This is a genomic window from Streptomyces sp. NPDC008317 (assembly GCF_042955955.1).
Lineage (GTDB): Bacteria > Actinomycetota > Actinomycetes > Streptomycetales > Streptomycetaceae > Actinacidiphila.
This window is the reverse complement of sequence record NZ_JBIBFQ010000003.1, coordinates 324,746-351,099: the sequence shown is the minus strand read 5'-3', so window position 1 is coordinate 351,099 and position 26,354 is coordinate 324,746. Positions and strand designations below refer to the sequence as shown.

General features: G+C 73.3%; 12 protein-coding genes. 8 read left to right on the top strand and 4 right to left on the bottom strand.

The annotated features are described in order from the left end of the window. The first annotated feature begins 41 nt into the window (after positions 1-41). From ACFY9V_RS11405 to ACFY9V_RS11375, 7 genes are all read left to right on the top strand, one after another. Positions 42-5,669: an SDR family NAD(P)-dependent oxidoreductase gene (locus ACFY9V_RS11405; RefSeq protein WP_391160914.1), complete on the top strand. Its 5,628-nt coding sequence runs from the start codon at positions 42-44 to the stop codon at positions 5,667-5,669. A gap of 57 nt (positions 5,670-5,726) precedes the next feature. Continuing rightward, positions 5,727-12,383 carry an SDR family NAD(P)-dependent oxidoreductase gene (locus tag ACFY9V_RS11400; protein ID WP_391161375.1) on the top strand — a complete coding sequence of 2,219 codons (6,657 nt, stop codon included), beginning with the start codon at positions 5,727-5,729 and terminating at the stop codon, positions 12,381-12,383. Between the two features lie 294 nt (positions 12,384-12,677). Further along, a complete protein-coding gene (locus ACFY9V_RS11395; protein WP_391160912.1) occupies positions 12,678-16,832 on the top strand; it encodes a beta-ketoacyl synthase N-terminal-like domain-containing protein in 4,155 nt (1,384 codons plus the stop codon). A gap of 216 nt (positions 16,833-17,048) precedes the next feature. Further along, entirely contained in the window at positions 17,049-17,822 is a 774-nt protein-coding gene (locus ACFY9V_RS11390; protein WP_355332712.1) for an alpha/beta fold hydrolase, read from the top strand. A gap of 187 nt (positions 17,823-18,009) precedes the next feature. After that, positions 18,010-19,473, top strand: coding sequence for an FAD-dependent oxidoreductase (locus ACFY9V_RS11385; RefSeq protein WP_355332709.1), 1,464 nt, complete (start codon positions 18,010-18,012; stop codon positions 19,471-19,473). Between the two features lie 59 nt (positions 19,474-19,532). Continuing rightward, on the top strand, positions 19,533-20,084 hold the full coding sequence (locus ACFY9V_RS11380; protein WP_355332707.1) for a transcriptional regulator: 552 nt from the start codon (positions 19,533-19,535) through the stop codon (positions 20,082-20,084). Positions 20,085-20,094: 10 nt separating this feature from the next. Next, positions 20,095-21,687 carry a DHA2 family efflux MFS transporter permease subunit gene (locus ACFY9V_RS11375; protein WP_391160909.1) on the top strand — a complete coding sequence of 531 codons (1,593 nt, stop codon included), beginning with the start codon at positions 20,095-20,097 and terminating at the stop codon, positions 21,685-21,687. 91 nt (positions 21,688-21,778) lie between these two features. Here the strand turns inward: ACFY9V_RS11375 and ACFY9V_RS11370 are convergent, their stop codons facing one another. Beyond that, positions 21,779-22,585, bottom strand: coding sequence for a M15 family metallopeptidase (locus ACFY9V_RS11370; protein WP_391160907.1), 807 nt, complete (start codon positions 22,583-22,585; stop codon positions 21,779-21,781). A gap of 122 nt (positions 22,586-22,707) precedes the next feature. Between ACFY9V_RS11370 and ACFY9V_RS11365 the strand changes: the two genes are divergently transcribed. After that, positions 22,708-23,277, top strand: coding sequence for a dihydrofolate reductase family protein (locus ACFY9V_RS11365; protein WP_391046467.1), 570 nt, complete (start codon positions 22,708-22,710; stop codon positions 23,275-23,277). 22 nt (positions 23,278-23,299) lie between these two features. Here the strand turns inward: ACFY9V_RS11365 and ACFY9V_RS11360 are convergent, their stop codons facing one another. From ACFY9V_RS11360 to ACFY9V_RS11350, 3 genes are read right to left on the bottom strand one after another with little or no spacing between them, the layout of a single operon-like run. Then, complete coding sequence (locus ACFY9V_RS11360) at positions 23,300-23,881, bottom strand: hypothetical protein (RefSeq protein WP_391160905.1); 582 nt, start codon at positions 23,879-23,881, stop codon at positions 23,300-23,302. Beyond that, positions 23,878-24,744, bottom strand: coding sequence for a hypothetical protein (locus ACFY9V_RS11355; protein ID WP_355332693.1), 867 nt, complete (start codon positions 24,742-24,744; stop codon positions 23,878-23,880). The genes ACFY9V_RS11360 and ACFY9V_RS11355 overlap by 4 nt, the downstream gene beginning before the upstream one ends. Next, a complete protein-coding gene (locus ACFY9V_RS11350; RefSeq protein ID WP_391046471.1) occupies positions 24,741-26,348 on the bottom strand; it encodes an AMP-binding protein in 1,608 nt (535 codons plus the stop codon). Before ACFY9V_RS11350 ends, ACFY9V_RS11355 begins: the two co-directional genes overlap by 4 nt. Positions 26,349-26,354 lie beyond the last annotated feature (6 nt).

Sequence of the window (26,354 nt, the reverse complement as noted above, 5' to 3'; positions counted from 1 at the left end):
AACCCCGCCCGCAGGTCCCCACGATCCCCGGAGTGCACGCGATGACGAACCAGGCCCCGTCCACCGACGAGAAGAAGCTCCGCGACTACCTCAACAAGGTCATGACCGACCTGAGGCGCACGCAGCGGCGGCTCCGGACGGTCGAGGCGCAGAGCCACGAACCCGTCGCGGTCATCGGCATGGCCTGCCGCTATCCCGGCGGTGTCACCTCCCCCGAGGACCTGTGGGACCTCGTCGCGGGGGAGGGGGACGCGATGACCGGCTTCCCCGGTGACCGCGGCTGGGAGACCGACGACCTGAGGCTGTTCGACCCCGAGGGCGTCGAACTCGCCTGCGAGGGCGGCTTCGTGGATGGCGCGGCCGACTTCGACGCCGAGCTGTTCGGCATCTCGCCGCGCGAGGCGCTGGCCATGGACCCGCAGCAGCGGCTGGTCCTGGAGTCCGCGTACGAGGCGTTCGAGCGGGCCGGTATCGCGCCCGCCGACCTGCGCGGCAGCCGTACCGGCGTGTTCGTCGGCGCGTCCTACACCGGGTACGGCGCCGATGTCGCGCGGATACCCGAGGGCCTTGAGGGCTACACGATGACCGGGTCGGCCAACAGCGTGGTCTCCGGCCGTGTGTCCTACGCCTTCGGCCTGGAGGGCCCGGCGCTGACGGTGGACACCGCGTGCTCGTCGTCGCTGGTCGCCCTGCACCTGGCCGTGCGGTCGCTGCGCGACGGCGAGTCCGAACTCGCCCTGGCCGGAGGCGCGATGGTGATGCCGAGCCCGATGGAGTTCATCGAGTTCAGCCGCCAGCAGATGCTCGCGCCCAACGCCCGCTGCAAGGCGTTCGCCGCCGCCGCGGACGGCACCAGCTTCTCCGAGGGCGCGGGCCTGGTGCTGCTGGAGCGGCTGTCGGACGCCCGGCGCAACGGCCACCGCGTGCTGGCCGTGGTCCGCGGCACCGCGGTCAACCAGGACGGCGCGAGCAACGGCCTGACCGCCCCCAACGGCCCCTCGCAGCGCCGGGTGATCGAGGCCGCGCTCGCCGACGCCCGGCTGACCGGTGACGAGGTGGACGCGGTCGAGGCGCACGGCACTGGTACGACGCTCGGCGACCCGATCGAGGCGCAGGCACTGCTCGCCACCTACGGCAAGGACCGCCCCGCCGACCGGCCGCTGTGGCTCGGTTCGGTCAAGTCGAACATCGGGCACGCGCAGGCCGCCGCGGGTGTCGCGGGCGTGATCAAGATGGTGCAGGCCATGCGGTACGGACTGCTGCCGCGCACCCTGCACGTGGACGCGCCGACCCCCCAGGTCGACTGGTCCAGCGGCACCGTCGAGCTGCTGACCGAGGCCAGGCAGTGGCCGACCGCCGATGACCGGCCGCGCCGCGCGGGCGTCTCCGCCTTCGGCATCAGCGGCACCAACGCGCATGTCGTCCTGGAAGCCGCCACCGACTTCGCCGAGCCGGACGAGGCCGAATCCGCGCCGGACGAAGGCCCGTTGGGCCCGCTGAACGCCGTCCCGTGGCCCGTGTCGGGCCGGTCCGCCGCCGCCCTGCGCGCTCAGGCCCGCCGACTGAGCGGATACGCGGGCGACTCCGACGCCCCGGACTTCGCCTCCATCGGCCGGGCGCTCGCCCTCACCCGCGCCGAGCACGAGCACCGCGCCGTCACCGTCGCCACCGACACCAAGTCGGCGCTCAGCGCGCTCGGTTCGCTGTCGGAGGGCGTCCCGGCGCCGGGACTGGTGTCCGGTGTGGTGCGTCCGGGCTCCGGCCGGGTGGTTTTCGTCTTTCCCGGTCAGGGGTCGCAGTGGTCGGGGATGGCGATGGAGTTGCTTGCTTCGTCTCCGGTGTTCGGGGCGCGGTTGGCGGAGTGTGACGCAGCCCTGTTGCCTTACGTCGGCTCGTCGGTGGTGGAGGCGATCCGCGAGGACGCTCTGGATGACGTGGTGGTGGTTCAGGGGGCGTTGTGGGCGGTGATGGTGTCGCTGGCCGAGGTGTGGCGTGCTGCCGGTGTCGAGCCGGGTGCGGTGATCGGTCACAGTCAGGGTGAGATCGCTGCCGCGTGCGTGGCGGGTGCCCTTTCCGTGGAGGACGCGGCGAAGGTCGTGGCGCTGCGGGCGAAGGCGATTCGCGGGACCTTGTCGGGCAACGGTGGGATGGTGTCGGTCGCGTTGCCCGCGCAGGACGTACGGGAGCTGATCGCGCGCTGGGACGGCCGGATCGGTGTCGCTTCGGTCAACGGACCTTCGTCCACGGTGGTTTCGGGCGAGCCGGAGACGCTGGACGACGTTCTCGCCGCATGTGAGGCCGGGGGCGTACGGGCGCGTCGTATCGATGTCGACTACGCCTCGCACTCGGCACAGGTCGACGCCATACGTGACGAGGTCGTCCAGGCCCTGTCAGGCATCGAGCCGCAGTCCTCGCAGATCCCGTTCTACTCGACGGTGACCGGCGGCCGTATCGACACGAGCACGCTGGACGCCGAGTACTGGGTGACCAACCTCCGTCAGGAGGTCCGTTTCGACGAGACCGTCCGGGCTCTGCTCTCGGACGGCTTCGGGTACTTCATCGAGTCCAGCCCCCACCCGGTTCTCGCAGTCGGTCTCGCGGAGACCTTCGAGGACGCGGCATCGGACGCCGTCGCCCTGGGCACCCTCCGTCGCGACGAGGGCGGCCAGGAAAGGTTCCTGACCTCTCTCGCGGAGGGCTGGGTACGCGGCCTGCCCGTCGACTGGCGGTCCGTCTTCGCCGGAACCCCGGCCCACCCCGTGGACCTGCCCACCTACGCCTTCCAGCACCAGCGCTACTGGCTGGAAGGTGACGCCGCGCGCGCCGGGGACCCGAGCGGGCTCGGGCAGGAGTCCGTCGATCACCCGCTGCTGTCGGCCGCGGTGCGCGTCGCCGACGAGGACCGGATCGTGCTGACGGGCCGCCTCTCGCTGCGCACCCACCCGTGGCTGGCCGACCACAGTCTGCACGACCGTCCCGTGCTGCCCGGCGCCGTCTTCGCTGAACTCGCCCTCTACGCGGGCGAGATGGCGGGCTGCGGCCGGATCGAGACGCTGGAGCTGACCGTGCCGCTCGCGCTGCGGGGAAAGGCCGCGGTGCACGTCCAGGTGTCCGTCGGCGCGCCCGACGAGGACGGTGGCCGCCCGCTGGCCGTGCACGCCCGCGCCGAGGACGCCGAGCCGGACGCGCCATGGGTCAGGCACGCCACCGGCGTCCTCGTACCCGAGGAACCGGACGCGTCCGGCCCGGCCGACGAACTGGAAGGCTCCGTCTGGCCGCCCAGCGGCGCGCAGCCCGTCAGCCTCGCCTATTTCCACCGCCGGATGGCCGACCTGGGCCAGGTGTACGGCCCGGCGTTCGAGGGCCTGCGCAAGCTGTGGCGGGTCGGCCGCGAGTACTACGCCGAGATCCGGCTGCCCGAGGAACACGCCCGCGACGCGGCCCGGTTCTGCCTTCACCCGGCTCTGCTGGACGCGGCACTGCAACCCGCCCTGGTCAACCGGAACCAGAACGCCCAGTGGACGCGGTGGTCCGGCTTCTCGCTGCGCGCCGCCGGGGCGACCGCGCTCCGCGCCCACCTGCGTCCGACCGGCCAGCCCGACGAGTTCACCGCGACGTTCACCGATCCCGACGGCGGCCCGGTCGCCGTCCTGGACGCCGGGCTGCCGCAGCCGGTGACCGCCGACGAGGTGAACCACTCGGCCGCCGGCCGGCCGGACAGCCTCCACCGCGTGGAGTGGGCGCCGGTTCCCGTCTCCGGCCAGAGCGCCGACTGGCTGCTGCTCGGCCCGGTCGACGACCGGCTCACCGAAGCCCTGGAGGAGTCCGGGGCGTACCCGCAGGCGTACGACGATCTCGGCGCGCTCACCGAAGCTCTCGACGCGGGGCTTCCCGCGCCCGAACTCGTCGCCGTCAGCCACGGGTTCGCTCCGCACGAGCGGGACGACGCCTCGGCCGCCCGTGCCGCCACCGTCGACCTCCTCGCCACGGTCCAGAGCTGGCTCGCCGAGGACCGGCTGGCACCGTCCCGGCTGGTCGTCTTCACCCGGCACGCGGTCGCCGCCCGCGCCGAGGACCGGATCGGCGACCTCGTCGGCGCCGCGCTGTGGGGTCTGATCCGTTCGGCGCAGGCCGCGCACCCCGGCCGGTTCGTCCTGGTCGATGTGGACGACGACCCGGGCTCGCTGGCGCTCTTCCCCACCTCCGTACCCGCCGCTGTCGGCTCCGGCGAACCCCAACTCGCCCTGCGCGCGGGCACGGTCATGGTGCCCCGGCTCGCCCGTGCCACGTCGTCGGCGGCAGGCGGCACCCCGTGGCGGCCCGACGGCACCGTCCTGATCACCGGCGGCACCGGCGCCCTCGGCGGCCTGATCGCTCGTCACTTGGTCCAGCGGCACGGCGTACGTCATCTGCTGCTGGTCGGCCGCCGTGGCGAAGAGGCCCCCGGTGCGGCCGAATTGCGGGATGAGTTGACCGGGTCGGGTGCAGCGACCGTCACCGTCGCCGCGTGCGACGCCGCGGACCGCGACGCGCTCGCCGCCCTTCTCGCGGCCGTCCCCGAGGAACACCCGCTGACCGCCGTCCTGCACTGCGCGGGCGTGCTGTCCGACGCCTCGCTGGAACGGCTCACCGCGCAGGACATCGACCGGGTCTTCGCGCCCAAGGCCGCCGCCGCTCTCCATCTGCACGATCTGACGCGCGACGCCGACCTGTCCGCGTTCGTGCTGTTCTCCTCCGCCTCCGGCGTCCTCGGCAGCATCGCCCAGGCCAACTACGCCGCCGCGAACGCCTTCGTCGACGCCCTCGCCCGGCAGCGCCGCGACCTCGGGCTGCCGGGTCAGTCACTCGCCTGGGGCCTGTGGGCGCAGAGCAGCGCGATGGGCGCCGACGCCGACGCGGCCAAGGTCGCGCGGGCCGGGGTCCTGCCGCTGTCCGCGCGCCAGGGCACCGACCTGTTCGACGCGGCCGTCACCGATGGCGAGAGCCTGCTCGTCCCCATCCGGCTCGACACCGACGCGCTGCGCGTACGGGCCGCGTCCGGCACGCTCCCCGACCTCCTGCGCGGCCTCGTCCAGGCCGCCGCACCGGCCAGGCGCAAGGTGGAGGCACCGCGCGCGGAGACCGCGGCGGCCGACTGGTCGGCCCGGCTCGCCGGGCTGTCGCAGGCCGAACAACTGCACAGGCTGGAGGAGTTGATCCGCGGCCACGTCGCCTCGGTGCTCGGCCACGGCTCACCCGAGGCTATCGAGACCGACCGGGCCTTCAAGGAGCTGGGCTTCGACTCCCTGACCGCGCTGGAGCTGCGCAACCGGCTCCAGGCGTCCATCGGTGTCCAGTTGCCCGCCAGCATCGCCTTCGACCACCCGACCATGACCGCCGCGGCCCGCTTCATCCGCGGCCAACTCGCCCCGGGCGAAGCCGCCGAGACCGTCCCGGCCCTCGCCGAACTGGACCGACTGGAATCGGTGCTGCTGGACCTGCCGGCCGCCGACGACGAGCTGCGGCGGAAGGTCACCGCGCGGCTGCACGCCCTGGCCTCCAAATTGCAGGACGCGCGGGACCCCGGCGCCGCCCGGTCCGCCGGCAACGCCGACGACGACCTCGATCTCGAAGCGGCCACCGATTCCGAACTGCTCGCCATGCTCGACGACGAACTCGACACCCCGTGACGGCGCCCACCGTACGGCTGTGACCTCACCGAACCCGAACACGAATAGGTGTGACTCCTGATGGACACCACGGTCAGCAGCGCCGGCGCCGGCCAGGTCGGCGAGGACAAGCTCCGCGAGTACCTCAAGCGCGCCACCGCCGACCTGCGCAAGGCGCGGCGCCGGGTCCGCGAGCTGGAGGACCCGCAGCCCATCGCGATCGTGGCGATGGCCTGCCGCTACCCGGGCGGCGTCGAAACCCCCGACGGCCTGTGGCAGTTGGTCGCCGAGGACGGCGACGCCATCACCCCGTTCCCCGTCAACCGCGGCTGGGACCTGGACAGCCTCTACGACGCCGACCCCGACGCCGAGGGCAAGAACTACGTGCGCGAGGGCGGATTCCTGCACGACGCGGACCAGTTCGACGCCGACTTCTTCAGCGTCAACGCCCGCGAGGCCCTGATCATGGACCCGCAGCAGCGGCTCATGCTCGAGATCTCCTGGGAGGTGCTGGAGCGCGCGGGAATCGACCCGCTGTCCGTCAAGGGCAGCCGCGGCGGGGTGTTCGTCGGCGCCGCCACCGTCGACTACGTCACCGGCAACCACAAGGTGCCCGAGGGCCTCGAGGGCTACATCGGGGTCGGCTCCTTCGCCAGCGTCGTCTCCGGCCGCGTCTCCTACAGCCTCGGCCTGGAGGGCCCCGCGCTCACCGTCGACACCGCGTGCTCGTCGTCACTGGTCGCGATGCACCTGGCGGTGCAGGCGCTGCGGTCGGGAGAGTGCTCCTTCGCCCTCGCCGGCGGTGTCGCGGTGATGCCGACACCGCAGGGCTTCATCGCGTTCAGCAGGCAGCGCGCCCTCGCGCCCGACGGCCGCTGCAAGTCCTTCGCGGGGGCGGCCGACGGCTTCGGCCCGTCCGAGGGCGCGGGCGTGCTGCTGCTGGAGCGGCTGTCGGACGCGCGGCGCCAGGGCCACCACGTGCTCGCCGTGCTCCGCGGCTCCGCCCTCAACCAGGACGGCGCCAGCAACGGGCTCACCGCCCCCAACGGCCCGTCCCAGGAGCGCGTCATCCGCGACGCCCTCGCCGACGCACGCCTGTCCGCCGACCAAGTGGACGCGGTCGAGGCCCACGGCACGGGCACCCGGCTCGGCGACCCCATCGAGGCCCAGGCCCTGCTCGCGACCTACGGGCGGAACCGCGCCGACAGCGACGCCCTCAAGCTCGGCTCCATCAAGTCCAACATCGGCCACACCGCCCACGCGGCGGGCGTGGCGGGCGTCATCAAGATGGTCCAGGCGATGCGCAACGGACTGCTGCCGCGCACCCTCCACGTCGATGAGCCGTCCCCCTTCATCGACTGGTCCGGCGGCGGAGTCGAACTTCTCACCGAGCCGCTCGAATGGAAGCGCGCCGACCGGCCGCGCCGGGCCGCCGTGTCCTCCTTCGGGATCAGCGGGACGAACGCGCACGTGATCCTGGAGGAGCCGGAGCACGACGCTGCGCAGGCCCTCGCGGAACCCGAAGTCGGCCCGGACAGCAGCCCGTTGGGGCCGCTGAGGGTCGTCCCGTGGCTCGTGTCCGGGAGGTCGGCGGACGCGCTGCGCGAGCAGGCCGAACGGCTCGCGCACCACGTCGGCGACAGCTTCCGCCCGGCCGACGTCGGGCTGTCGCTCGCCACGTCACGGGCCGCCCTGGAACACCGCTGCGTGGCGCTCGCCACGGAGGCGCACCAGGCGCGGGGCCTGCTGGGGTCTGTCGCGGAGGGTGTCGCGGCCTCGGGTGTGGTGTCCGGTGTGGTGCGTCCGGGCTCCGGCCGGGTGGTTTTCGTCTTTCCCGGTCAGGGGTCGCAGTGGGCAGGGATGGCGATGGAGTTGCTTGCTTCGTCTCCGGTGTTCGCGGAGCGGTTGGCTGAGTGTGACGCGGCCCTGCGTCCTCACGTCGGTTCGTCGGTGGTGGAGGCGATCCGCGAGGGCGCTCTGGATGATGTGGTGGTGGTTCAGGGGGCGCTGTGGGCGGTGATGGTGTCGCTGGCCGAGGTGTGGCGTGCTGCCGGTGTCGAGCCGGGCGCGGTCATCGGTCACAGCCAGGGTGAGATCGCTGCCGCGTGCGTCGCGGGCGCGTTGTCCGTGGAGGACGCGGCGAAGGTCGTGGCGCTGCGGGCGAAGGCCATTCGCGGGACGTTGTCGGGGCATGGCGGAATGGTCTCCGTCGCCCTCCCGGCGGAAGCGGTGCGGGAGCAGATCGCGCGCTTCGACGGGCGGATATCCGTCGCCTCAGTGAACGGCCCGTCGTCCACGGTCGTCTCCGGTGAGCCGGAGGCGTTGGACGACCTCCTCGCCGGATGCGAGGCCGGGGGCGTACGGGCGCGTCGTATCGATGTCGACTACGCCTCGCACTCGGCACAGGTCGATGCCATACGCGACGAGGTAGTTGAAGCCCTGTCGGGCATCGAGCCCCGGTCGTCGCAGGTGCCGTTCTACTCCACGGTCACCGGCGGCAAGCTCGACACCACCGCGCTGGACGCCGACTACTGGGTGACCAACCTCCGCCAAGAGGTCCGTTTCGACGAGACCGTCCGGGCCCTGCTCTCGGACGGCTTCGGGTACTTCATCGAGTCCAGCCCCCACCCGGTTCTCGCAGTCGGTCTCGCGGAGACCTTCGAGGACGCCGGGTCCGACGCCGTCGCCCTGGGCACCCTGCGTCGCGAAGAGGGCGGCCAGGAACGCTTCCTGACCTCCCTCGCCGAAGGCTGGGTGCGCGGCCTGCCTGTCGACTGGCGGTCCGTCTTCGCCGCAACCCCCGCCCACCGGGTGGACCTGCCCACGTACGCCTTCCAGCACCAGCACTACTGGCTCGCCGAGGGCTACAAGAACTCCGGCGACGCCTCCGACCTCGGGCTCGAAGCCGCCGGACACCCGTTGCTGGGCGCCGCGTTGCCGGTCGCGGGCGCGGACCGGCTGCTGCTGACCGGGCGGCTGTCGACCGCCACCCACCCCTGGCTGGCCGACCACCGGGTGGGCGGCCGGCTGCTGCTGCCCGGTACCGCTTTCGTGGAACTGGCGCTGCACGCCGCCGACCTCGCGGGCTGCGGCACGGTGGCGGAGCTGACCCTCGGCAGCCCGCTGGTGCTGCCCGAACGGGGCAACGTCCAGGTGCAGTTGTCCGTCGCCGCGCCCGACGCGCGGGGCCGCCGCGAACTGGAGGTGCACGCCCGGCCCGAGGGCGGTGAGACCCCCGCGGAGTGGACGCGGCACGCCACCGCCACGCTCGCGCCCGCGCCCGCCGCCGACGCGGCGGACGGCGGTGCCGACGCCGCGCTGGGCGGGACCGCGTGGCCGCCGCCGGGCGCCGTGGCCGCCGACACCGAGGGGATGTACGAGCGGGCGCGGGAGTCCGTCTACGCCTTCGGCCCGGCCTTCCAGGGGCTGCGGTCCGCTTGGCGGCTCGGCGACGCCGTCTACGCCGAGGCCGCGCTGCCGGTCGAACTCCACCAGGACGCGGGCAGGTTCGGCGTCCACCCGGCGCTGTTGGACGCGGCGCTGCACGCCACCGGCTTCGGCGACTTCCTCGATTCCTCGGCCACCTATCTGCCGTTCGCCTGGCGTGACGTGACGCTGCACGCGGTCGGTGCCGGGGCCGTGCGGGTGCGGGTCACGGCGGCCGAGGGGCAGGACAGTCTGCGGCTGACGCTCGCCGACGCGGACGGCGCCCCGGTGCTGTCCGTCGGCTCGCTGGTGATGCGGCCGGTCAGCGCGGCTCAGTTGGACGCGGCGGGGCCGGACGCCGACGCGGACATCAAGGACGCGCTGTTCCAACTCGACTGGCAGCGGCTCCCGTTGGACGCGGGCGCACCGACCGGCGCGGGCTGGGCCCTACTCGGCGACGACGTCCACGGTCTGCTGCCCGCGCTGCGCGCGGTGGACGCCGTGGCCGAAGTCCGCACCGGCCCAGTCGAATTGGCCGCCGCGATCGCCGAGGGCGCGCCCGCGCCCGGCCTGGCCCTGTTGTCGTTCGGTACGCCGAAGCCCGGCGGCGACCTCGCGGCCGCCACCCGTGACGTCGTCACCGACGCGCTCGCCCTGCTCCAGGAGTGGCTGGCCGACGACCGGCTGCGGGGCACCCGCCTGGCGCTGGTGACCCGGCGGGCGGTCGCCGCGGCCGAGGACGAGGACGTCGAGGACCTGGCGCACGCCGCGCTCTGGGGGCTGCTGCGGTCGGCGCAGGCCGAGAACCCGGGCCGGTTCCTGCTGCTCGACCTCGACGGCCGCGACGAGTCCCGGCTGCGCGTCGGCGCCGCCCTCAACAGCGCGATCGCCGCCGACGAGCAGCAGATCGCGCTGCGCGTCGGGGTGGCCACCGTGCCGCGCCTCGCCCCGGCCGACACCACCCGCCTGCTGCGCCCGCCGGCCGGCGCCGCGGCCTGGCGGCTCGACACCACCGCGCCCGGCACCCTGGACGCACTCGCGCTGATTCCGCACCCCGAGGCGCTGGCACCGCTGGAGGAGGGGCAGGTACGCGTATCGGTCCGCGCGGCCGGTGTGAACTTCCGTGACGTGCTGGTGAGCCTCGGCATGGTGCCGGGCCAGGCCCGGCTCGGCAGCGAGGGCGCGGGCCTGATCACCGAGGTCGGGCCCGGCGTCACCGAGCTGGCCGTCGGAGACCGGGTGATGGGCCTGCTGCACGACCCGTTCGGACCGTACTCGGTCACCGACCAGCGGCTGGTGGTGCGGATACCGCGCGGCCTGTCCTTCGAGCAGGCGGCGGGCGTGCCCGCGGTGTTCCTGACCGCCTGGTTCGGGCTCGCGGACCTCGCGGGCCTCGCCGAGGGACAGCGGCTGCTGGTGCACGCCGCGACCGGCGGCGTCGGCATGGCCGCGGCCCAACTCGCCCGCTACTGGGGCGCGGAGGTCTTCGCCACGGCCAGCGAGGGCAAGTGGGACACGCTCCACCGGATGGGCTTCGAGGAGTCCCGGATCGCCTCCAGCCGCACCCTGGAGTTCGAGGAGAAGTTCCTCGCGGCCACCCACGGGCACGGCATGGACGTCGTACTCAACTCGCTGGCGCAGGAGTTCATCGACGCCTCACTGCGGCTGCTGCCCGAGGGCGGCACATTCCTGGAACTGGGCAAGACCGATCCGCGCGACGCGGACACGGTCGCCGCCGACCACCCCGGGGTGGCGTACCGCCGCTACGACCTGATCGACGCGGGCGCCGACCGGATCGCGGAGATCCTCGGCAAGCTCGTCGCGCTCTTCGAACGCCGTATCCTGCGCCCGCTGCCCGTCCGCACCTGGGACGTGCGCCGCGCGCCCGAGGCGTTCCGGCTGATGAGCCAGGCCAAGCACACCGGCAAGCTGGTGCTGACCGTGCCCAAGCCGCTCGACCCGGACGGCACGGTGCTGGTCACCGGAGGCACCGGCACCCTCGGCTCGATCGCCGCCCGGCACCTGGTCACCGCATGGGGCGTACGGCACCTGCTGCTGACCAGCCGACGCGGTCCCGACGCCCCCGGCGCCGTACAACTGCGCGCGGAACTCCTGGAGTCGGGCGCCGAGAGCGTCACCGTCACCGCGTGCGACGCGGCGGACCGCGACGCGCTCGCCGCCGTACTGAACGCCGTCCCGGCCGACCGCCCGCTGACCGCCGTCGTGCACACCGCCGGTGTCCTGGACGACGGGATGGTCGGCTCGCTGACCTCCGAACAGGTCGACCGGGTGCTGCGGCCCAAGGTGGACGCGGTGGTCAACCTCGCCGACCTGACGAGGGAGTCGGACCTGGCCGAGGTCGTGCTGTACTCGGCGGGCGCCGGTGTGCTCGGCAACCCCGGACAGGCCAACTACGCCGCCGCGAACGCGTTCCTGGACGCGTACGCGCACCATCGCCGCGCCCACGGGCAACCCGCGCTCTCCCTGGCCTGGGGTTACTGGTCGGAGGTCAGCGAGCTGACCGGACGGCTGGACGAGCAGCAGGTCGCCCGGATGACCGGCTCCGGTGTGCTGCCGATCGACGCCCGGCGCGGCATGGCCCTGCTCGACGCGGCGCGCGGTACGGGCACGGCCCTGGCCGTCCCGACCCGGCTGCACCTGCCGACGCTGCGCGACCAGGCCGGGCAGGCGCCGGTGCCCGGCATGCTGCGCGCACTGGTCGCGGGCGGCAGGCCCGCGGGACGCCGGGCCGCCGCCCGTTCCACCGCCCCGGTGGAGGCGCGCTCGCTCGCCGCGAAACTGGCCGGACGGCCCGCGGCCGAGCAGCGCGAGCACCTGCTCGATCTGGTCCGCTCGCACGCCTCCGCGGTGCTCGGGCTCAGCGGCACCGACCCGGTCGGGCCGTCGCGGGCCTTCAAGGACCTGGGCGTCGACTCGCTCACCGCGGTGGAGCTGCGCAACCGGCTCAACGCCGCGACCGGCCTGACACTCCCCAGCACCCTGGTCTTCGACTGCCCGTCCCCGTCCGCGCTCGCCGCCCGGCTCCACGAAGAGCTGGTGGAGGGCTCCGCCGATGTCGCGGGACCCCCTTCGGCCGACTCCGAGGAGGCCAGGATCCGCGGACTGCTGGCCACCGTCCCGTTCGCCCGGCTCCGCGCCGCCGGCGTCCTGGACACGCTGCTGCGGCTGGCCGACACACCCGACACACCCGACGCGCCCGAGGAGTCCGAGGCGCGGGAGGAGCGGCGCGAGGCCATCGCCGACATGGACGTCGACGACCTGGTGCGCGCCGCGCTGGGCGAGCGGTGACGGCGTGCGCCCGGTACGTACGGCAGCGGTCGGTACGGCAACGGTTCGTAGAGCAGCGGTCGGTACGGCACCGGACCGTACGGACCGGGTTCGCCCCTCGACCCGCGGTACGGAGCCGGACCGCGGGGCACCGGGGGCCGTGGCAGGAGCGGTACCGGTTCTGAACGCCCGAGCAGCCGCCCGGAGCCGGCCGACGCGAGAGCCGAGCCCGGGGCCCCGGCCCACCGGAGATCACGACACGCGGCGCGAGCGGCGCCGGGCCCCACGGAAGTCCCAGCAGAAACGGAGTCACTGATGGCCATGGAGACCGGACGCATCGTCGAGGCGCTGCGCGCGGCCCTCACCGAGACGGAACGGCTGCGCGAGGAGAACCAGCGGCTGCTGTCGGCGGCCACCGAGCCCCTGGCCGTCGTCGGGATGGCCTGTCGCTTCCCCGGCGGCGCGGACACCCCGGAGAAGCTGTGGGAGGCGCTGGAGTCCGGCCGGGACATGATGACCGACATCCCGGACGACCGCGGGTGGGACCTGGGCATGCTGCTCGGCGACGGCGACACCCCCGGCGCCTCGATCGCCCGCCAGGGCGGCTTCCTCACCGACCTGCCGCGCTTCGACGCCGAGTTCTTCGGCATCTCGCCGCGCGAGGCGCTGGCCATGGACCCGCAGCAGCGGCTCGCCCTGGAGGTGTCCTGGGCGGCGGTCGAGAACGCCAGGATCGACCCGCACTCCCTGAAGGGCAGTGCGACCGGCGTCTTCCTCGGCGTCTCCTACGCGGGCTACGGCACCGACGCCGAGGAGCTGCCGCCGCAGATCATGGGCTACCAGCTCACCGGTAACGCCAGCAGCGTGGCGTCCGGCCGGATCGCGTACGTCATGGGCCTGGAGGGGCCCGCGGTCTCCATCGACACCGCCTGCTCCTCGTCGCTGGTCGCGCTGCACCAGGCGTCGCAGGCGCTGCGCTCGGGCGACTGCGCCATGGCCCTGGTCGGCGGCGCGAGCGTGATGCCCACCCCCACCCTCTTCATCGAGTTCACCCACCAGCGCGGACTCGCGGCCGACGGCCGCATCAAGGCGTTCGCCGCCGCCGCCGACGGATTCGCCTGGGCCGAGGGCGCCGGCGCGATCGTCGTGGAACGCCTGTCGGACGCGCGCCGCAACGGCCACCGGGTGCACGCGGTGATCCGCGGTTCCGCGATCAACCAGGACGGTGCCAGCAACGGCCTGGCCGCGCCCAGTAGCCGCGCGCAGGCCAAGGTGATCCGCGCCGCGCTGCGCAACGCCGGGCTGTCCGCGCACGAGGTCGACATCGTGGAGGCGCACGGCTCCGGCACGACGCTCGGCGACCCCATCGAGGCCAGCGCGCTGCTGGCCACGTACGGTCAGGAGCGGCCCGCCGACCAGCCGCTGCGGCTCGGTTCCATCAAGTCCAACTTCGGGCACACCGGGGCCGCCGCGGGCATCGCCGGGGTGCTCAAGATGGTGCTGGCGATCAGCAACGGCGCGATGCCGAAGTCCCTGCACATCGACACCCCGACGCCCGCCGTCGACTGGGACTCCGGTGCGGTGCGGCTGCTCACCGAGACCATCGCGTGGCCCGAGGCCAAGCCCGCCGACGAGTCGGGGCACCAGCCGCGACCGCGCCGCGGCGCCGTGTCCGGCTTCGGCATCAGCGGCACCAATGTGCACGCGATTTTCGAACAGGCCCCCGCGGAACTCGCGGATCCGGCCCCGCCGACCGGCGTACGCGCTCCTGCGGCGGCCGGTGAAGGGACCGTCGGAGCAGGGGGCGTCGGAGCAGGGGCCGCCGATGCCGTAGCCGCCCCCGCCGTGCCCGTCCTGCTGCCCGTCTCGGGCGACGGCAGCCGCGCGCTGCGCGCCCAGGCCGCCCGGCTCGCGGACCACCTCGCCGACCGGCCCGAGCTCGCGGTGGCCGACGTCGGCTACTCCCTCGCCACCACCCGCGCGGAACTCACCGCCCGCGGCACGGTCCTGGCCGCCGACCGCGAGGAGGCGCTGCGCGGACTGCGGGCGCTCGCCGACGGCGTGCCCGACCCGGACGCGGCCGTCGGGCCGCCGTCCGCGAGCGGTCGCCCGGCCTTCCTCTTCACCGGCCAGGGCGCACAGCGCGCGGGCGCGGGACAGGAGCTGTACGCCACCTTCCCGGCGTACGCGGCGGCCTTCGACGCCGCCTGCGCGGCGCTGGACCCGCACCTCGAACGGCCCTTGCGCGAGCTGGCGTTCGCGGCGCCCGGATCACCGGACGCGGCCCTGCTGGACGAGACCCGCTACACCCAGCCGGTGACCTTCGCCGTCCAGGTCGCGCTGTACCGGCTGCTGGAATCGTGGGGCGTGCGGCCCGGCCACCTCATCGGCCACTCGGTCGGCGAGCTGTCCGCCGCGCACCTGGCCGGGGTGCTGTCGCTGCCCGAGGCGGCCGAACTGGTCGCCGCGCGCGGGCGGTTGATGGGCGACCTGCCCCCCGGCGGCGCGATGGCCGCGATCCAGGCGTCCGAGGCCGAACTGACGCCGATGCTCGCCGGACGCGACCACGAGGTGTCGCTCGGCGCGGTCAACGGCCCCCGGGCCGTGGTCGTCTCCGGGGACGAGGCCGGGGTGGACGAACTCGTCGCGCACTGGGCCGCGCAGGGCCGCAAGACCCGGCGGCTGGCGATCAGTATCGCCTCCCACTCCACGCGGATGGACCCGATCCTGGACGCCTTCAGGGACCTGGCCGCGACGATGACCTTCGCCGAACCGGAGATCCCCGTGCTCTCCAACGTCACCGGCACGATCGCCGGGCCCGGCGAGCTGAGCTCACCCGACTACTGGGCCCGCCACATCCGTTCGGCCGTCCGGTTCCTCGACGGCATGCGGACGATGGCGGCCGCCGGTGTGACCACCTACGTCGAGCTGGGCCCCGACGCCGCGCTCAGCTCCATGGCGCGCGACAGCCTGGGGGAGGCCGCCGCGGGCGCCGTCGTCGTCCCGGCGCTGCGCCGCGACCGGCCGGAGGCCCGCACGCTGCTCGCCGCGGTCGCCGCGGTGCAGACCCGCGGCGTCCGGCCCGACTGGGAGGCGGTGTTCGCGGGCACCGGCGCCCGCGTCGTCGACCTGCCCACCTACGCGTTCCAAGGCGCCGGTTACTGGCTCGGCGCTACGGGCGCTACGGGCGCTACGGGCGCTATGGGCGCGACGGGCGCGACGCGCCGGACCGCCACCTTCCCGGCCCCTTCCGTCAGCCCCGTGCCCGCCGCGGAACCGGCGGCGCCGCAGGAGTCCGGCACCTTCCGGGAACGGCTCGCCGGGCTCGGCCCCGACGAGCGGCCGGCCGAACTGCTGGGCGTGGTACGCCTCCAGGTCGCCCGAGTGCTCGGTCACCCGTCGGGCGAGCACGTCGACCCGGACCGCGAACTGTCCACCCTCGGCTTCGACTCGCTGTCCGCCGTCGAACTGTCCACCACGCTCAGCGCCGTCACCGGCATCGCGCTGCCCAGCACCCTGGTCTTCGACCACGCCAGCGTCGACGCGCTCGCCGCCCACCTCGACCGCGAACTCGGCGACGCCGCCACGGGATCCGCCGCCCCGGCGGCGCCCGCCGTGCGCTCGGCCGAGGGCCTGAGCGGCCTGTTCGAACGCGCCGTGGAACTCGGCCGGGGTGAGGAGGCGCACGACCTGCTCGCCCGGTTCGCCGACTACCGGGCCCAGTTCACCACCACCGCCGAACTGACCCGCCCCCTGCGGACGGTGAAACTCGCCGACGGCCCGGACGAGCCGCTGCTGATCTGCTTCCCGACCTTCATCTGGCGGCAGAACTTCCACCAGTACGCGCGGTTCGCCGCCGGCCTCGGCGGACGGCGCGCCACCACCGTCGTGGGCCTGCCCGGCTTCGTGTCCGGCGAGGAACTGCCCTTCTCCGTCGACTCGTTGACCGAGGCGCTGGCACAAGCGGCCCAACAGGCCGCCGGGGGACGGCGGTTCGCGGTCCTCGGCTACTCCGGCGGCGGCAACATCGCCGCCGTCACCGCGGCCCGACTGGCGGCGGACGGACACGCCCCGGCCGGACTCGTACTCATCGACACGCCGACCTGGGGCGGCGGGCACGGGCTCGGCGCCGACTGGACGGACACCTTGCAGAATTCGCTGCGCGAGCGCCGGGAGGTCGTGGAGACCTCCGCCGACGACGCGGGCGAGGCATGGCTCACCGCCCGCGCCCGCTACGCCGGGTTCGACTACGGCCTCGACGCCCTCACCGCGCCCACGCTGCTGGTACGGGCGAGCGAACCGATCGGCGGCCACCAGGGCGGTGCGGCCGAGGGCTGGCGGGTCGACTGGGCGCTGCCGCACGACACCGTCGACGTGCCGGGCGACCACTTCTCGATGATCGAGGCCGAGCACGCCGCGGCCACCGCGGCGGCCGTGGACGGCTGGCTGTCCGCCCTCGACCCCGACTGACGCGCCCGCGGCGCCGGCCGGAAGGACCTCCGGCCGACGCCGCGCCCGGACCCCGATCCGGCGCGGCGGCCCCGCGCGGGCGCGACGGCAGACCCGGCATCCCGTGGCCCCGCGCGGGCGCCACAGGAGACCTGGCCGCCACCGGCATCCACCCCCGTACGCCCACCGCTCCATCCGTCGTCGCCGAACCGGCCCGGCGGCGCTGAGGAGGAAACCATGACCGCCTGGGACCTGAAGACCGGTCCGTGGATCACCCGTTACACGCCCGCGGCGCCCGGTCCCGGCGCGGTGCAGCTCGTCTGCCTGCCGCACGCCGGGGGATCGGCGACCTTCTTCAAGCCGCTGAGCGCGCACATGCCGCCCGGCGTGGAGGTGCTGGCCGCCCAGTACCCCGGTCGGCAGGAGCGGCGCAACGAGCCCTGCACCGAGGACATCGGACGCCTCGCCGACGCCGTCGCCGACGCGCTCGGGCACCTGCCCGACACCGCTCCGCTGGCGCTCTTCGGACACAGCATGGGCGCCCTGGTCGGCTGGGAGGTGGCCCGCCGCCTGGAGGCGGGCGGCAGGACCCGCCCCGTGGCGCTGATCGCCTCCGGGCGGGGAGCGCCCGCCGTGCACCGCAACGCGCACCTGGGCCGCCGCAGCGACGCCGAACTCGTCGCCGATCTCACCGCGTTGAGCGGCACCGCGGGCGCGCTGCTCGCGGACCCGGGCATCCTCGCCATGGTCCTGCCGGTGCTGCGCGGCGACTACCGCGCGCTGGACGCCTTCGCCTACCGTCCCGGCGTGCCGCTGCGCTGCCCGATCAGCGTGTTCCTCGGCGAGGACGACCCCTGGGCGCGCGGTGCGGACGCCGAGGGGTGGCGCCGGGAGACCACGGGCGGGACGTCCTTCCGGCGCTTCCCCGGCGGCCACTTCTACCTGGCCGAGCAGTGGCCCGCCGTGGCCACGGCCGTCGCCGCCTGCCTCGGCCGGGTCCCCGCGTCATGAGCCGGCCGTCTGCCGGGAGACGCCGGGCCGCCCAGGACCCGCCGCCGGGCCCGGCTACGGACCCCGGTCGCCGCCCGTACGCGCGACGACCGGCCGAGGCCGAAGCCCCGGCGTGAGTCCCGGCCGAGGCCCCTGCCCCGAGGCGCACCCCAGGGCATCCATCAGGAAAGGAACGTGAGAGGACACCATGGTCGGAACATCCACGGGGCCCACGGGACCCACCGGACCCGTCGCCGGAGGCCGCGCCGTCGTGCTCGGCGCGGGCATGGCCGGAATGCTGGCGGCCGTCGCGCTGCTGCGCCACGTCGACACCGTCACGGTCCTTGACCGGGACCGGCTGCCCGAGGGGCCCGACCCGCGCCGCGGAGTCCCGCAGGCCAAGCACACGCACGTCCTGTGGTCCGGCGGCGCGCGGCTCATGGAATCGCTGCTGCCCGGCACCGTCGACCGGCTGCTCGCCGACGGCGCCCACCGGATCCGGCTGCCCGAGGACCTGGTCTCGCTCACCGCCTACGGCTGGCAACAGCGCATGCCCGAGACGCAGTTCATGATCGCGGCCAGCCGGCCGCTGCTCGACTGGACCGTGCGGGACCAGGCGCTGCGCGACAAGCGGATCACCGTGCTCGCCGACACCGACATCATCGGCCTGCGCGGCGACGCCGACCGGATCACCGGCGTCACCTACAAGCCCCGTACGGGCGGCGGGATGTCGGTCGTCGAGGCGGACATCGTCGTGGACGCCACCGGCCGCGGCTCCCCGATGAAGCGCTGGCTCGGCGTGCTGGGCCTGCCGCCCGTCCAGGAGGACGTCATCGACTCGGGCATGGCCTACGCCACCCGGATCTTCGCCGCGCCCGAGGGCGCCCGCGGTCCTTTCCCGCTGGTCAGCGTCTACGCCGACCACCGCGCCGGGGTGCCGGGCCGCAACGGCATCCTGTTGCCGATCGAGCGGGGACGCTGGATGGTCACCCTCTCCGGGACCCGCGGCGCAGAACCGCCCGGCGACGAGGACGGATTCCGCGACTACCTGGACTCCCTGCGCCACCCGCTGATCTCGCAACTGCTGCGCCACGCCGAGCCGTTGACCCCCGTGCAGGCATCCCGCTCGACGGCCAACCGTCGGCTCTTCTACGAGCGCCTGGTGCGCTGGCCCGACGGGCTCGCGGTCGTCGGCGACGCCGTCGCCGCCTTCAACCCGGTCTACGGACACGGCATGAGCAGCGCCGCGCTGGCCGCCGCCGCCCTCGACCGGACGCTGTCCGAGTGCGGCGGCCTGGTCCCCGGCGCGGCGCAGGCCGTGCAGCGCGCGGTCGGCGCGGTCGTCGACACGCCCTGGATCCTCGCCACGTCGCAGGACGTCTGCTACCCCGACGTGCAGACCAGGTCCGAGGACCCGCGGCTGACCCGCTACGCCGCCGAACGCCGCCGCCAGGCCGACACGATCGGCGAGGCGGCGCTGCTCGACCCCGTCGTCTGCTCCGCCGCGCTGCTGGTCAACACGCTGTCGGGCGAGGCCGACGCGCTCGGCGCACCGGACGTCCAGGCCGCGCTCGCCGCCGTCGTCGGCACGGTCGCGCCCGCGGAACCCACCCTGACCGCCGCCGAGTGGCGCGCCGTGACCGCCGACGACCGTGCGGAAGCCGTATCTTGACGTTACATTGATGACTGAAACGAGTAGCGGGTACAGCAACAACGAGAAGGTTCCGTACGATGGCAGACATGACCGGTCCGGGTCCTGACCCCACACCCCAACCCCTCGGCCAGGGCGGGGAGTCGAGGCCGGGTCCGGACGTCGAGGCGTGGATGGAACGCGTCACGTCCTGGTTCATGAGCCAGGCCGGGTGGCCGCCGATCATGGGGCGGACGGTGGCCTGGCTCATGGTCAGCGAGCCGCCGGCCCAGACCCCCGCGCAGATCGCGCAGGCGGTCCAGGCCAGCCGGGCGTCCCTGACCACCACGCTGAAACTGCTGACCGAGGCGCGGATGGTGCAGGCCGTCACCCGGGCCGGTCAGCGCTCGACCTACTACCAGATCACCGAGGACGCGTGGTCGGGCGTGCTCAAACGACGGCTGGAGAGTCTGACGTCCTTCGTGGACATCACCGGCGAAGGGCTGGCGCTGTTCCCGGAGGACTCGGAACGGGCCGGGCGCGTGCGGGCGGCCCACCGGCTGTTCGCCTGGCTCGACTCCGAGGCCGACCCCATGTGGAAGCGCTGGGACGCGGTGAACACCGACGGCCCGGCCGATCTCCCCGAGACCTAGGAGCGGCGGAATGAGCAGCACGGAGACCAGGAAATGGTGGGCACTCGGGGCGATCGGGTTAAGCCTGCTGGCCGTCGGCGTCGACTCGACCATCCTCAACGTCGCCGTCCCCACGATCAGCGGTGACCTCGGCGCCTCGACCAGCCAACTCCAGTGGATCGTCGACAGTTTCACGCTGGTCCTGGCCGCGGTCCTGCTGCCCGCGGGCCTGATGGGCGACAAATACGGCCGCAAGAAATTCCTGCTCGCCTCGCTGATCCTGTTCGGCGTGGCCTCGCTCGCCTGCGCCTACTCCAACACGGCGACCGAACTGATCGCCTCCCGCGCGCTGTTGGGCCTGGCGGGCGCCTTCCTCGTGCCGCTGAGCACATCGGTGCTGCTCAACATCTTCGAGAGCGAGGAGGAGCGCACCAAGGCCATCACGGTCGTGGCGATCTCCACCATGCTCGGCCTGCCGCTCGGCCCGATCGTCGGCGGCGCGCTGCTCAACCACTTCTGGTGGGGCTCGGTCTTCCTGGTCAACGTGCCGCTCGTGGCGCTCGGCAGCTTCGCGGTCGCGAAGCTGGTCCCCGAGTCCCGCGGCAGCGCGGGCATCGGCATCGACTACGTCGGCGTCCTCATCTCCAGCCTCGGCCTGACCGCGATCACGTACGGCACGATCGAGGCCGGTGTGCGCGGCTGGGGCGACACCGTGGTGGTGCTGGCGATCGTCGGCGGCGCGCTGGCCCTGGTGCTGTTCACCTTCTGGGAGCGCCGGGTCACCGCCGCGGGCGGCAGTCCGCTGGTGGACCTCGAACTGTTCCGCAGCCGCGGCTTCGTGTGGGGCTCGGTCCTCGCCACCGTCGTCAGCTTCGCGATGTTCGGCCTGATCTTCGCCCTCCCGCAGTACTACCAGGCGGTGCTCGGGACCGACGCGCTCGGCACCGGCCTGCGGCTGCTGCCGCTGATCGGCGGCCTGCTGGTCGGCGCCAGCGTCGTCAACAAGCTCCCCGCGCAGCTCGGTCCGCGCGCCGTACCGGCGCTCGGGTTCGTGCTGATGGGCGTCGGCCTGTTCATCGGCATGGCCACCTCGACCACCTCGGGCTACGGGTTCATCGCCATCTGGCTCACGATCATCGGCGCCGGACTCGGCATGTCCCTGACCCGGACGATGGCGGCGGCCCTCAACTCGCTGTCCAAGGAACGCAGCGGCGTCGGGTCGGCGTTCACCCAGGCGGTACGGCAGGTCGGCGGTGCGATCGGCGTGGCCGTGCTCGGCTCCGCGGCCAACTCCACGTACCGCGGCCACCTGGACCTCGGGAAGTCGCCCCAGCAGATCCAGGACGCCGCCGGTCGCAGCCCCGCGGCGGGCGTCGCCGTGGCGGCCAAGCTCAAGAGCCAGGCCGTTCTCGACGCCGTCCGCGACGCGTTCGTCGTCGCGATGCACACCGTGCTGCTGGCCTGCGGCGTCATCGTCGTCGTCGCGGCCGTCCTGGCCCTGGTGTTCCTGCCCAAGCGCGCCGCCCTGCCGCAGGACAGCGACGACACGGCGGCGTCCGCCGCCTCCGAGGGCGGAGACCCGGGCGGCCCGCCGCCCGGCCGCGCCTCCGGCTCCCTCGCCTGACGCCTGACGCCTGACGCCCGTCGTCCGTCGCCCGCCGGAACGGCCCGCCGCCGAGCCCTCAAGGGGCGGCGGCCGGGCCCCGGCTCCGGGGTCAGTTCAGCGACGACCGCGCGACGGGGAAGTCGAAGTAGGTGTCCGGGTAGGGCTCGTGGTCGAGGGTGTAGTGCCACCACTCGACCGGCAGGTTGGTGAAACCGGCGGCTTCCATCGCGTTCTTGAGGGTCAGCCGGTTGGCCAGTTGGACGCCGGTGATCCGCGGGTCCAGGGTGTTCGCGAGGGTGTCGAAGCAGTCGAAGCCGGTCCCCATGTCGATCGAGTTGTCGGGGAAGCGGTCGGCGCGGGCGCCGTAGCACGGGGTCAGCGGCTCGCCGGGGACGTAGGCGCGGGTCTTGGCGGCCGGAAGCCTGACGATGGTGAGGTCCATCGTGCTGCCCCGGCTGTGGCCGGACTTCGCCGCGATGTAGCCGTCGGTGAACAGATCGGCCTTGTTCTCGTCCGGGTAGAACTCGCCTTTCATCTTCTGGTCGTTCAGATCCTCCGCCCAGCGGACGAAGTGGTCGACGGCGCGCTGGGGGCGGTAGCAGTCGTAGACCTTCAGCGAATACCCGGTCCTCAGCAGTGCGCGCTGCACCTTGTGGAGTGCCAATGCCGCCGGGCGGGTGAGGACGCACATCGGCTGGACGTAACCGTCCACCGGCGCTCCGACGAAGTCGTGCGCAGTGGCGTAACGCATTTCCTGGATGATCGAGCGGTCGACCGAACCGAGGGCGACGAATCCGGGCGGTGCCTTCGCGTCGTCCGCGACCGCCGCGGGTGCGGAGAGGGCCAGGGTCGAGGCTAAGCTGACCAGCGCGAGGAAAAGCGCGCGCGGCGTCATGGAATGCGCGGTGCGTGACATGCGTGCAGGTATACCAGCCTGGATACGAGCCGATCAACGATGCGAGATTCTCCGGCAATTGCGTGGGGTATGTCGAGATATCGGGTCGTGACTTTCGCATTCGCCATGGAGGAGGACTTCTCATGCGCAAGGTGACCTATTCGATGAACGTCTCACTCGACGGTTACATCGTCGGGCCGGACGGCGACTTCAACTGGACGGAGCCGGACCCGGACGTCTTTCGCTCCTGGATCGACGAGATCCGGCAGATCGACGTCCATCTGCTGGGGCGGCGGCTGTACGAGACGATGCTGTACTGGGAGACCGCCGACCACGATCCGCCGATGGACGCCGCCCAACTCGAATGGGCCGCGCTCTGGAAGCCGCTGCCCAAGGTGGTGTTCTCCACCACGCTGTCGGAGGTGGAGGGTCGCGCCCGGCTGGCCTCCGGCGACCTGGCGGGGGAGATCGAGCGGCTGCGGGCCGAGCCGGGGGACGGCGACATCGCGATCGGCGGCGCGACGCTCGCAGCCCAGGCCGCCGCCGCGGGCCTGATCGACGAGTACCGGGCACGCGTCTACCCGGTACTCGTCGGCGGCGGCGTCCCGTTCTTCCCCCGGGACGAGCACCGGGTGGACCTCGACCTCGTCGAGACCCGCGCGTTCAGCTCCAGCGTGCTCTACCTGCGCTACCGCGTGGCGCGCCGGGCGTGAGCCGCCTCCCGCGTGCGGGAGCTCAGCGAGCGGCGTCCCCGGCGAGGGCGCTCTCCGCACCGTGACCCCGCTCCGGTAGCGGCACGCTCATCTCCCGCAGTCCGTCCAGGAGTCCCGCGAGCGCGTCCAGGTCACGCGCGACCCACGACGACACCGACATCACCGCGAGGTTGTCGACCAGCGAGGTCACCGCCACGACCGGCACACCGGCCGAGAACGCGGCCTGCATCTCCATGGCGGTGCCCATGCTGAGCGTGCGGCCCGGCAGGAAGGCGATGCACAGGTCGCAGTCGGCCGCCTCCCGGGTCATCTCGTTGAACGTGGCCCGCAGCGCGGCCAGTTCCGCGGGCAGCGACCCGAGGTCGAGCACCGGGGGAACGTCGCCGATCAGCTTGCCGATCACCGACATCGTCGTCGGGTCGGCGAGCTGACGGGTGACCCCGGTGCTCGGGTCGAAGCACTCCGCCTCGGGGAAACGCGCCCGCACCAGAGCCGCGATCTGCTCGCGATAGCCCTGGTCGTCGATCCGCAGATCGGCGTTGGCCCCCTGGATCGTGCCGGCGATGAAAACGCGCCGAAGCTCCATGCGCTCCCGATTCGTCATGCGTCCTGCAAGGAGTAGCCCGGCAGGTCCGTCCGGTGATCGGCGATCTTCTGATACACCTGCGCGGCCGACACCAGATGCTCCTCGATGTCCGCGCGCCCCAGGCCCGTACTGCGCTCCAGGTCCGCCCAGACCGCCGAGGCGTGCGCGCCGTCGCCGTTGCGGGACGCCACGCCCTGGCCGGACCGCAGCCAGATGTCGGCGGCAGAGAACTCGCGGTCGGCGAAGCCCTTGAGCGGGATGATCGCCTCGGCGGTCACCTCCGCCCCGGCCACCAGCGCCCGGATCGACACGCTGTTCTGCTCGGGGTGGGTGAGCAGCCCCAGCATGTCGGACGAGAAGTCGGCGTACACGAACTCGTTCTCCGAGCGCAGCGTGAAGTGCCTGCTCAGGATGTACGTGTCCTTCTCCACGCTGTACTTGGAGTAGCTCAGCCGGATCCGGTAGCCGTGGTCGGAGGACCGGTACACCGCCGCGAGCCGGCCGGGGTGCCGCCCGCCCCGGGCGTCCAGCCTGACCGGCGCGGCGTCGACCTCGACCGACGAGTGCCCGGCCGCGACCTCCCGCGCGGGGAACCGGATCGGCGTCAGGTGCAGGAGGTACGGGTCGAGCACCACGACGTCGCCGCCGGTCTCGAAGACCGCCGCTATGTGCCGGAGATCCTGGAGGATCTTCGCCTCGGGCGCGCCGAGCGCCGTCGCGCGCTCCGCCACGTAGAGCGTCTGGTAGATGCACGCCAGCCCGTGCCGCGGATCGGGCGCGCTCTTGTGGTACCAGTGCAGGTATTCCGTCCCGCTGTTGTACGGGACGGTCCGCAGCACCGACTCCAGGGCGGTGCCGTACGGATCGCGCGTCGCTGTCACGTGAATCGCTCCTCCAATACGGTGTCGTCGGCGCTTTCCTCGAACACCATCGAGCGCAGTTCCTTACGGCGCACCTTCCACGTGGACGTCCGCGGAAGGCGGTCCCAGGGGATGAACACCGGGGCCGCGAGCGGTGCCAGACCGCGCGTCACCTCGGCCCACTCCTCGGCGGTGAGGTCCGGTCCGTCGAGGCTGACGACGGGGACGGGACTCTGGTCGCCGCGGGTCAGGACGATCACCTCGACGGCGTTGTCGATCCGGTCCAGCAGCTCGCTCTCCAGCTCCGTGGCGCTCCCGCCCGGAATGGCGTCCACCGCGCGGTCCACGAAGTGGATCCGGCCGAGGGCGTCCCGGTGGCCGACGTCACCGGTGTTCCACCAGGCGCCCTTCCACTTCTCCGCGTAACGGTCGGACTCGCCGACGTAGTCGACGCAGATCGACTTGGCCTTGGCGAACAGCACGCCGACCTCGCCGCGCTTGACCGGCTCGCCGGTCTCGGGGTCCGCGGCCTTGACGCTCACCAGCCCCGGCCAGGGGTTGCCCATCATGTTCATGTTCCCGCCGGAGGCCGCACGGCGGTTGATCTGACCGCGGGTGTAGCCGAAGCCGGCCATCGGGCCGACCTCGCTCTGGCCCCAACTGTGCCCCCACAGCACGAACCGGCGCTCGGAGGCGTTCACGAACGGCCGGGCGATGGAGGGGTGCATCAGGTCGAAGGTGTTCATGTAGTAGCGGACCCGCGCGAACAGCTCCGGCCTGCGCCGTACCAGCGGCACCCAGCGCTGGAAGACGTTCGGGGTGGCCTCGATCGTCGTCGGCCGGGCCCGGTCGAGCACCCGCTCGACGTCGTCGGCCTCGTGGCTGCTGGCGATGACCAGCGCCTTCGGCGCCCACCGGAGCTGCGCCATGGCCCAGGCGTAGGCGCGCGAGTGCGCGAACGATATGGAGCTGAGCGCGATGTCCTTCTGGCCGTTGACGGCGAGCGGCATCGGCAGCAGCTCCAGGCGGGTGCCGGCCCGGCAGGAGTCCGCGGTGTGCGCGACGAGCTTCGGCGTGTTCGTGGTGCCCGAGGTGTGCGTGATCATCATCGGCTCGCTGTCGGCCCGTAGATCGAGGGCCGGGACGGCGCTGCCCCGCAGCCCGTCGATCGTGAGCAGACCGGCTCCCGCGTCGGCTCCGTCGATCAGGACGGTGGTGCCGAACGACCGCAGGTCCACCCCGACGCGGTCGGCCGCCTCCAGCACGTACGAGGCGATCACGGTGACCGAGGGGTCGAGCCGCTTGAGCATCACCGCCAGGTGCTCGGGGTAGTTGGCCCCGGAGATCGTCGCCGCGGTGGCGCCGATCCGCGCGGCCGCGGCGGCCAGCAGGATCATGTCGAAGTGATTGCGCTTGACGACGGCGATCCGGTCGCCCTTGCGCGCGCCGGCCTCGTACAGCCAGGCCGACGCCTCCCGCACCAGTTCGGCCAGGGCGGCGGCGTCGTAGTCCGCGCCGCCGTCGGGGGCGATGTCGAACGGCCGGTCCAGGATCAGCTCGGTGGTGCGGGACTGCTCGACGTGCCAGTCGAACAGCAGCCCCAGGTTCTTCGGCGGCTTCTTCATCCGACG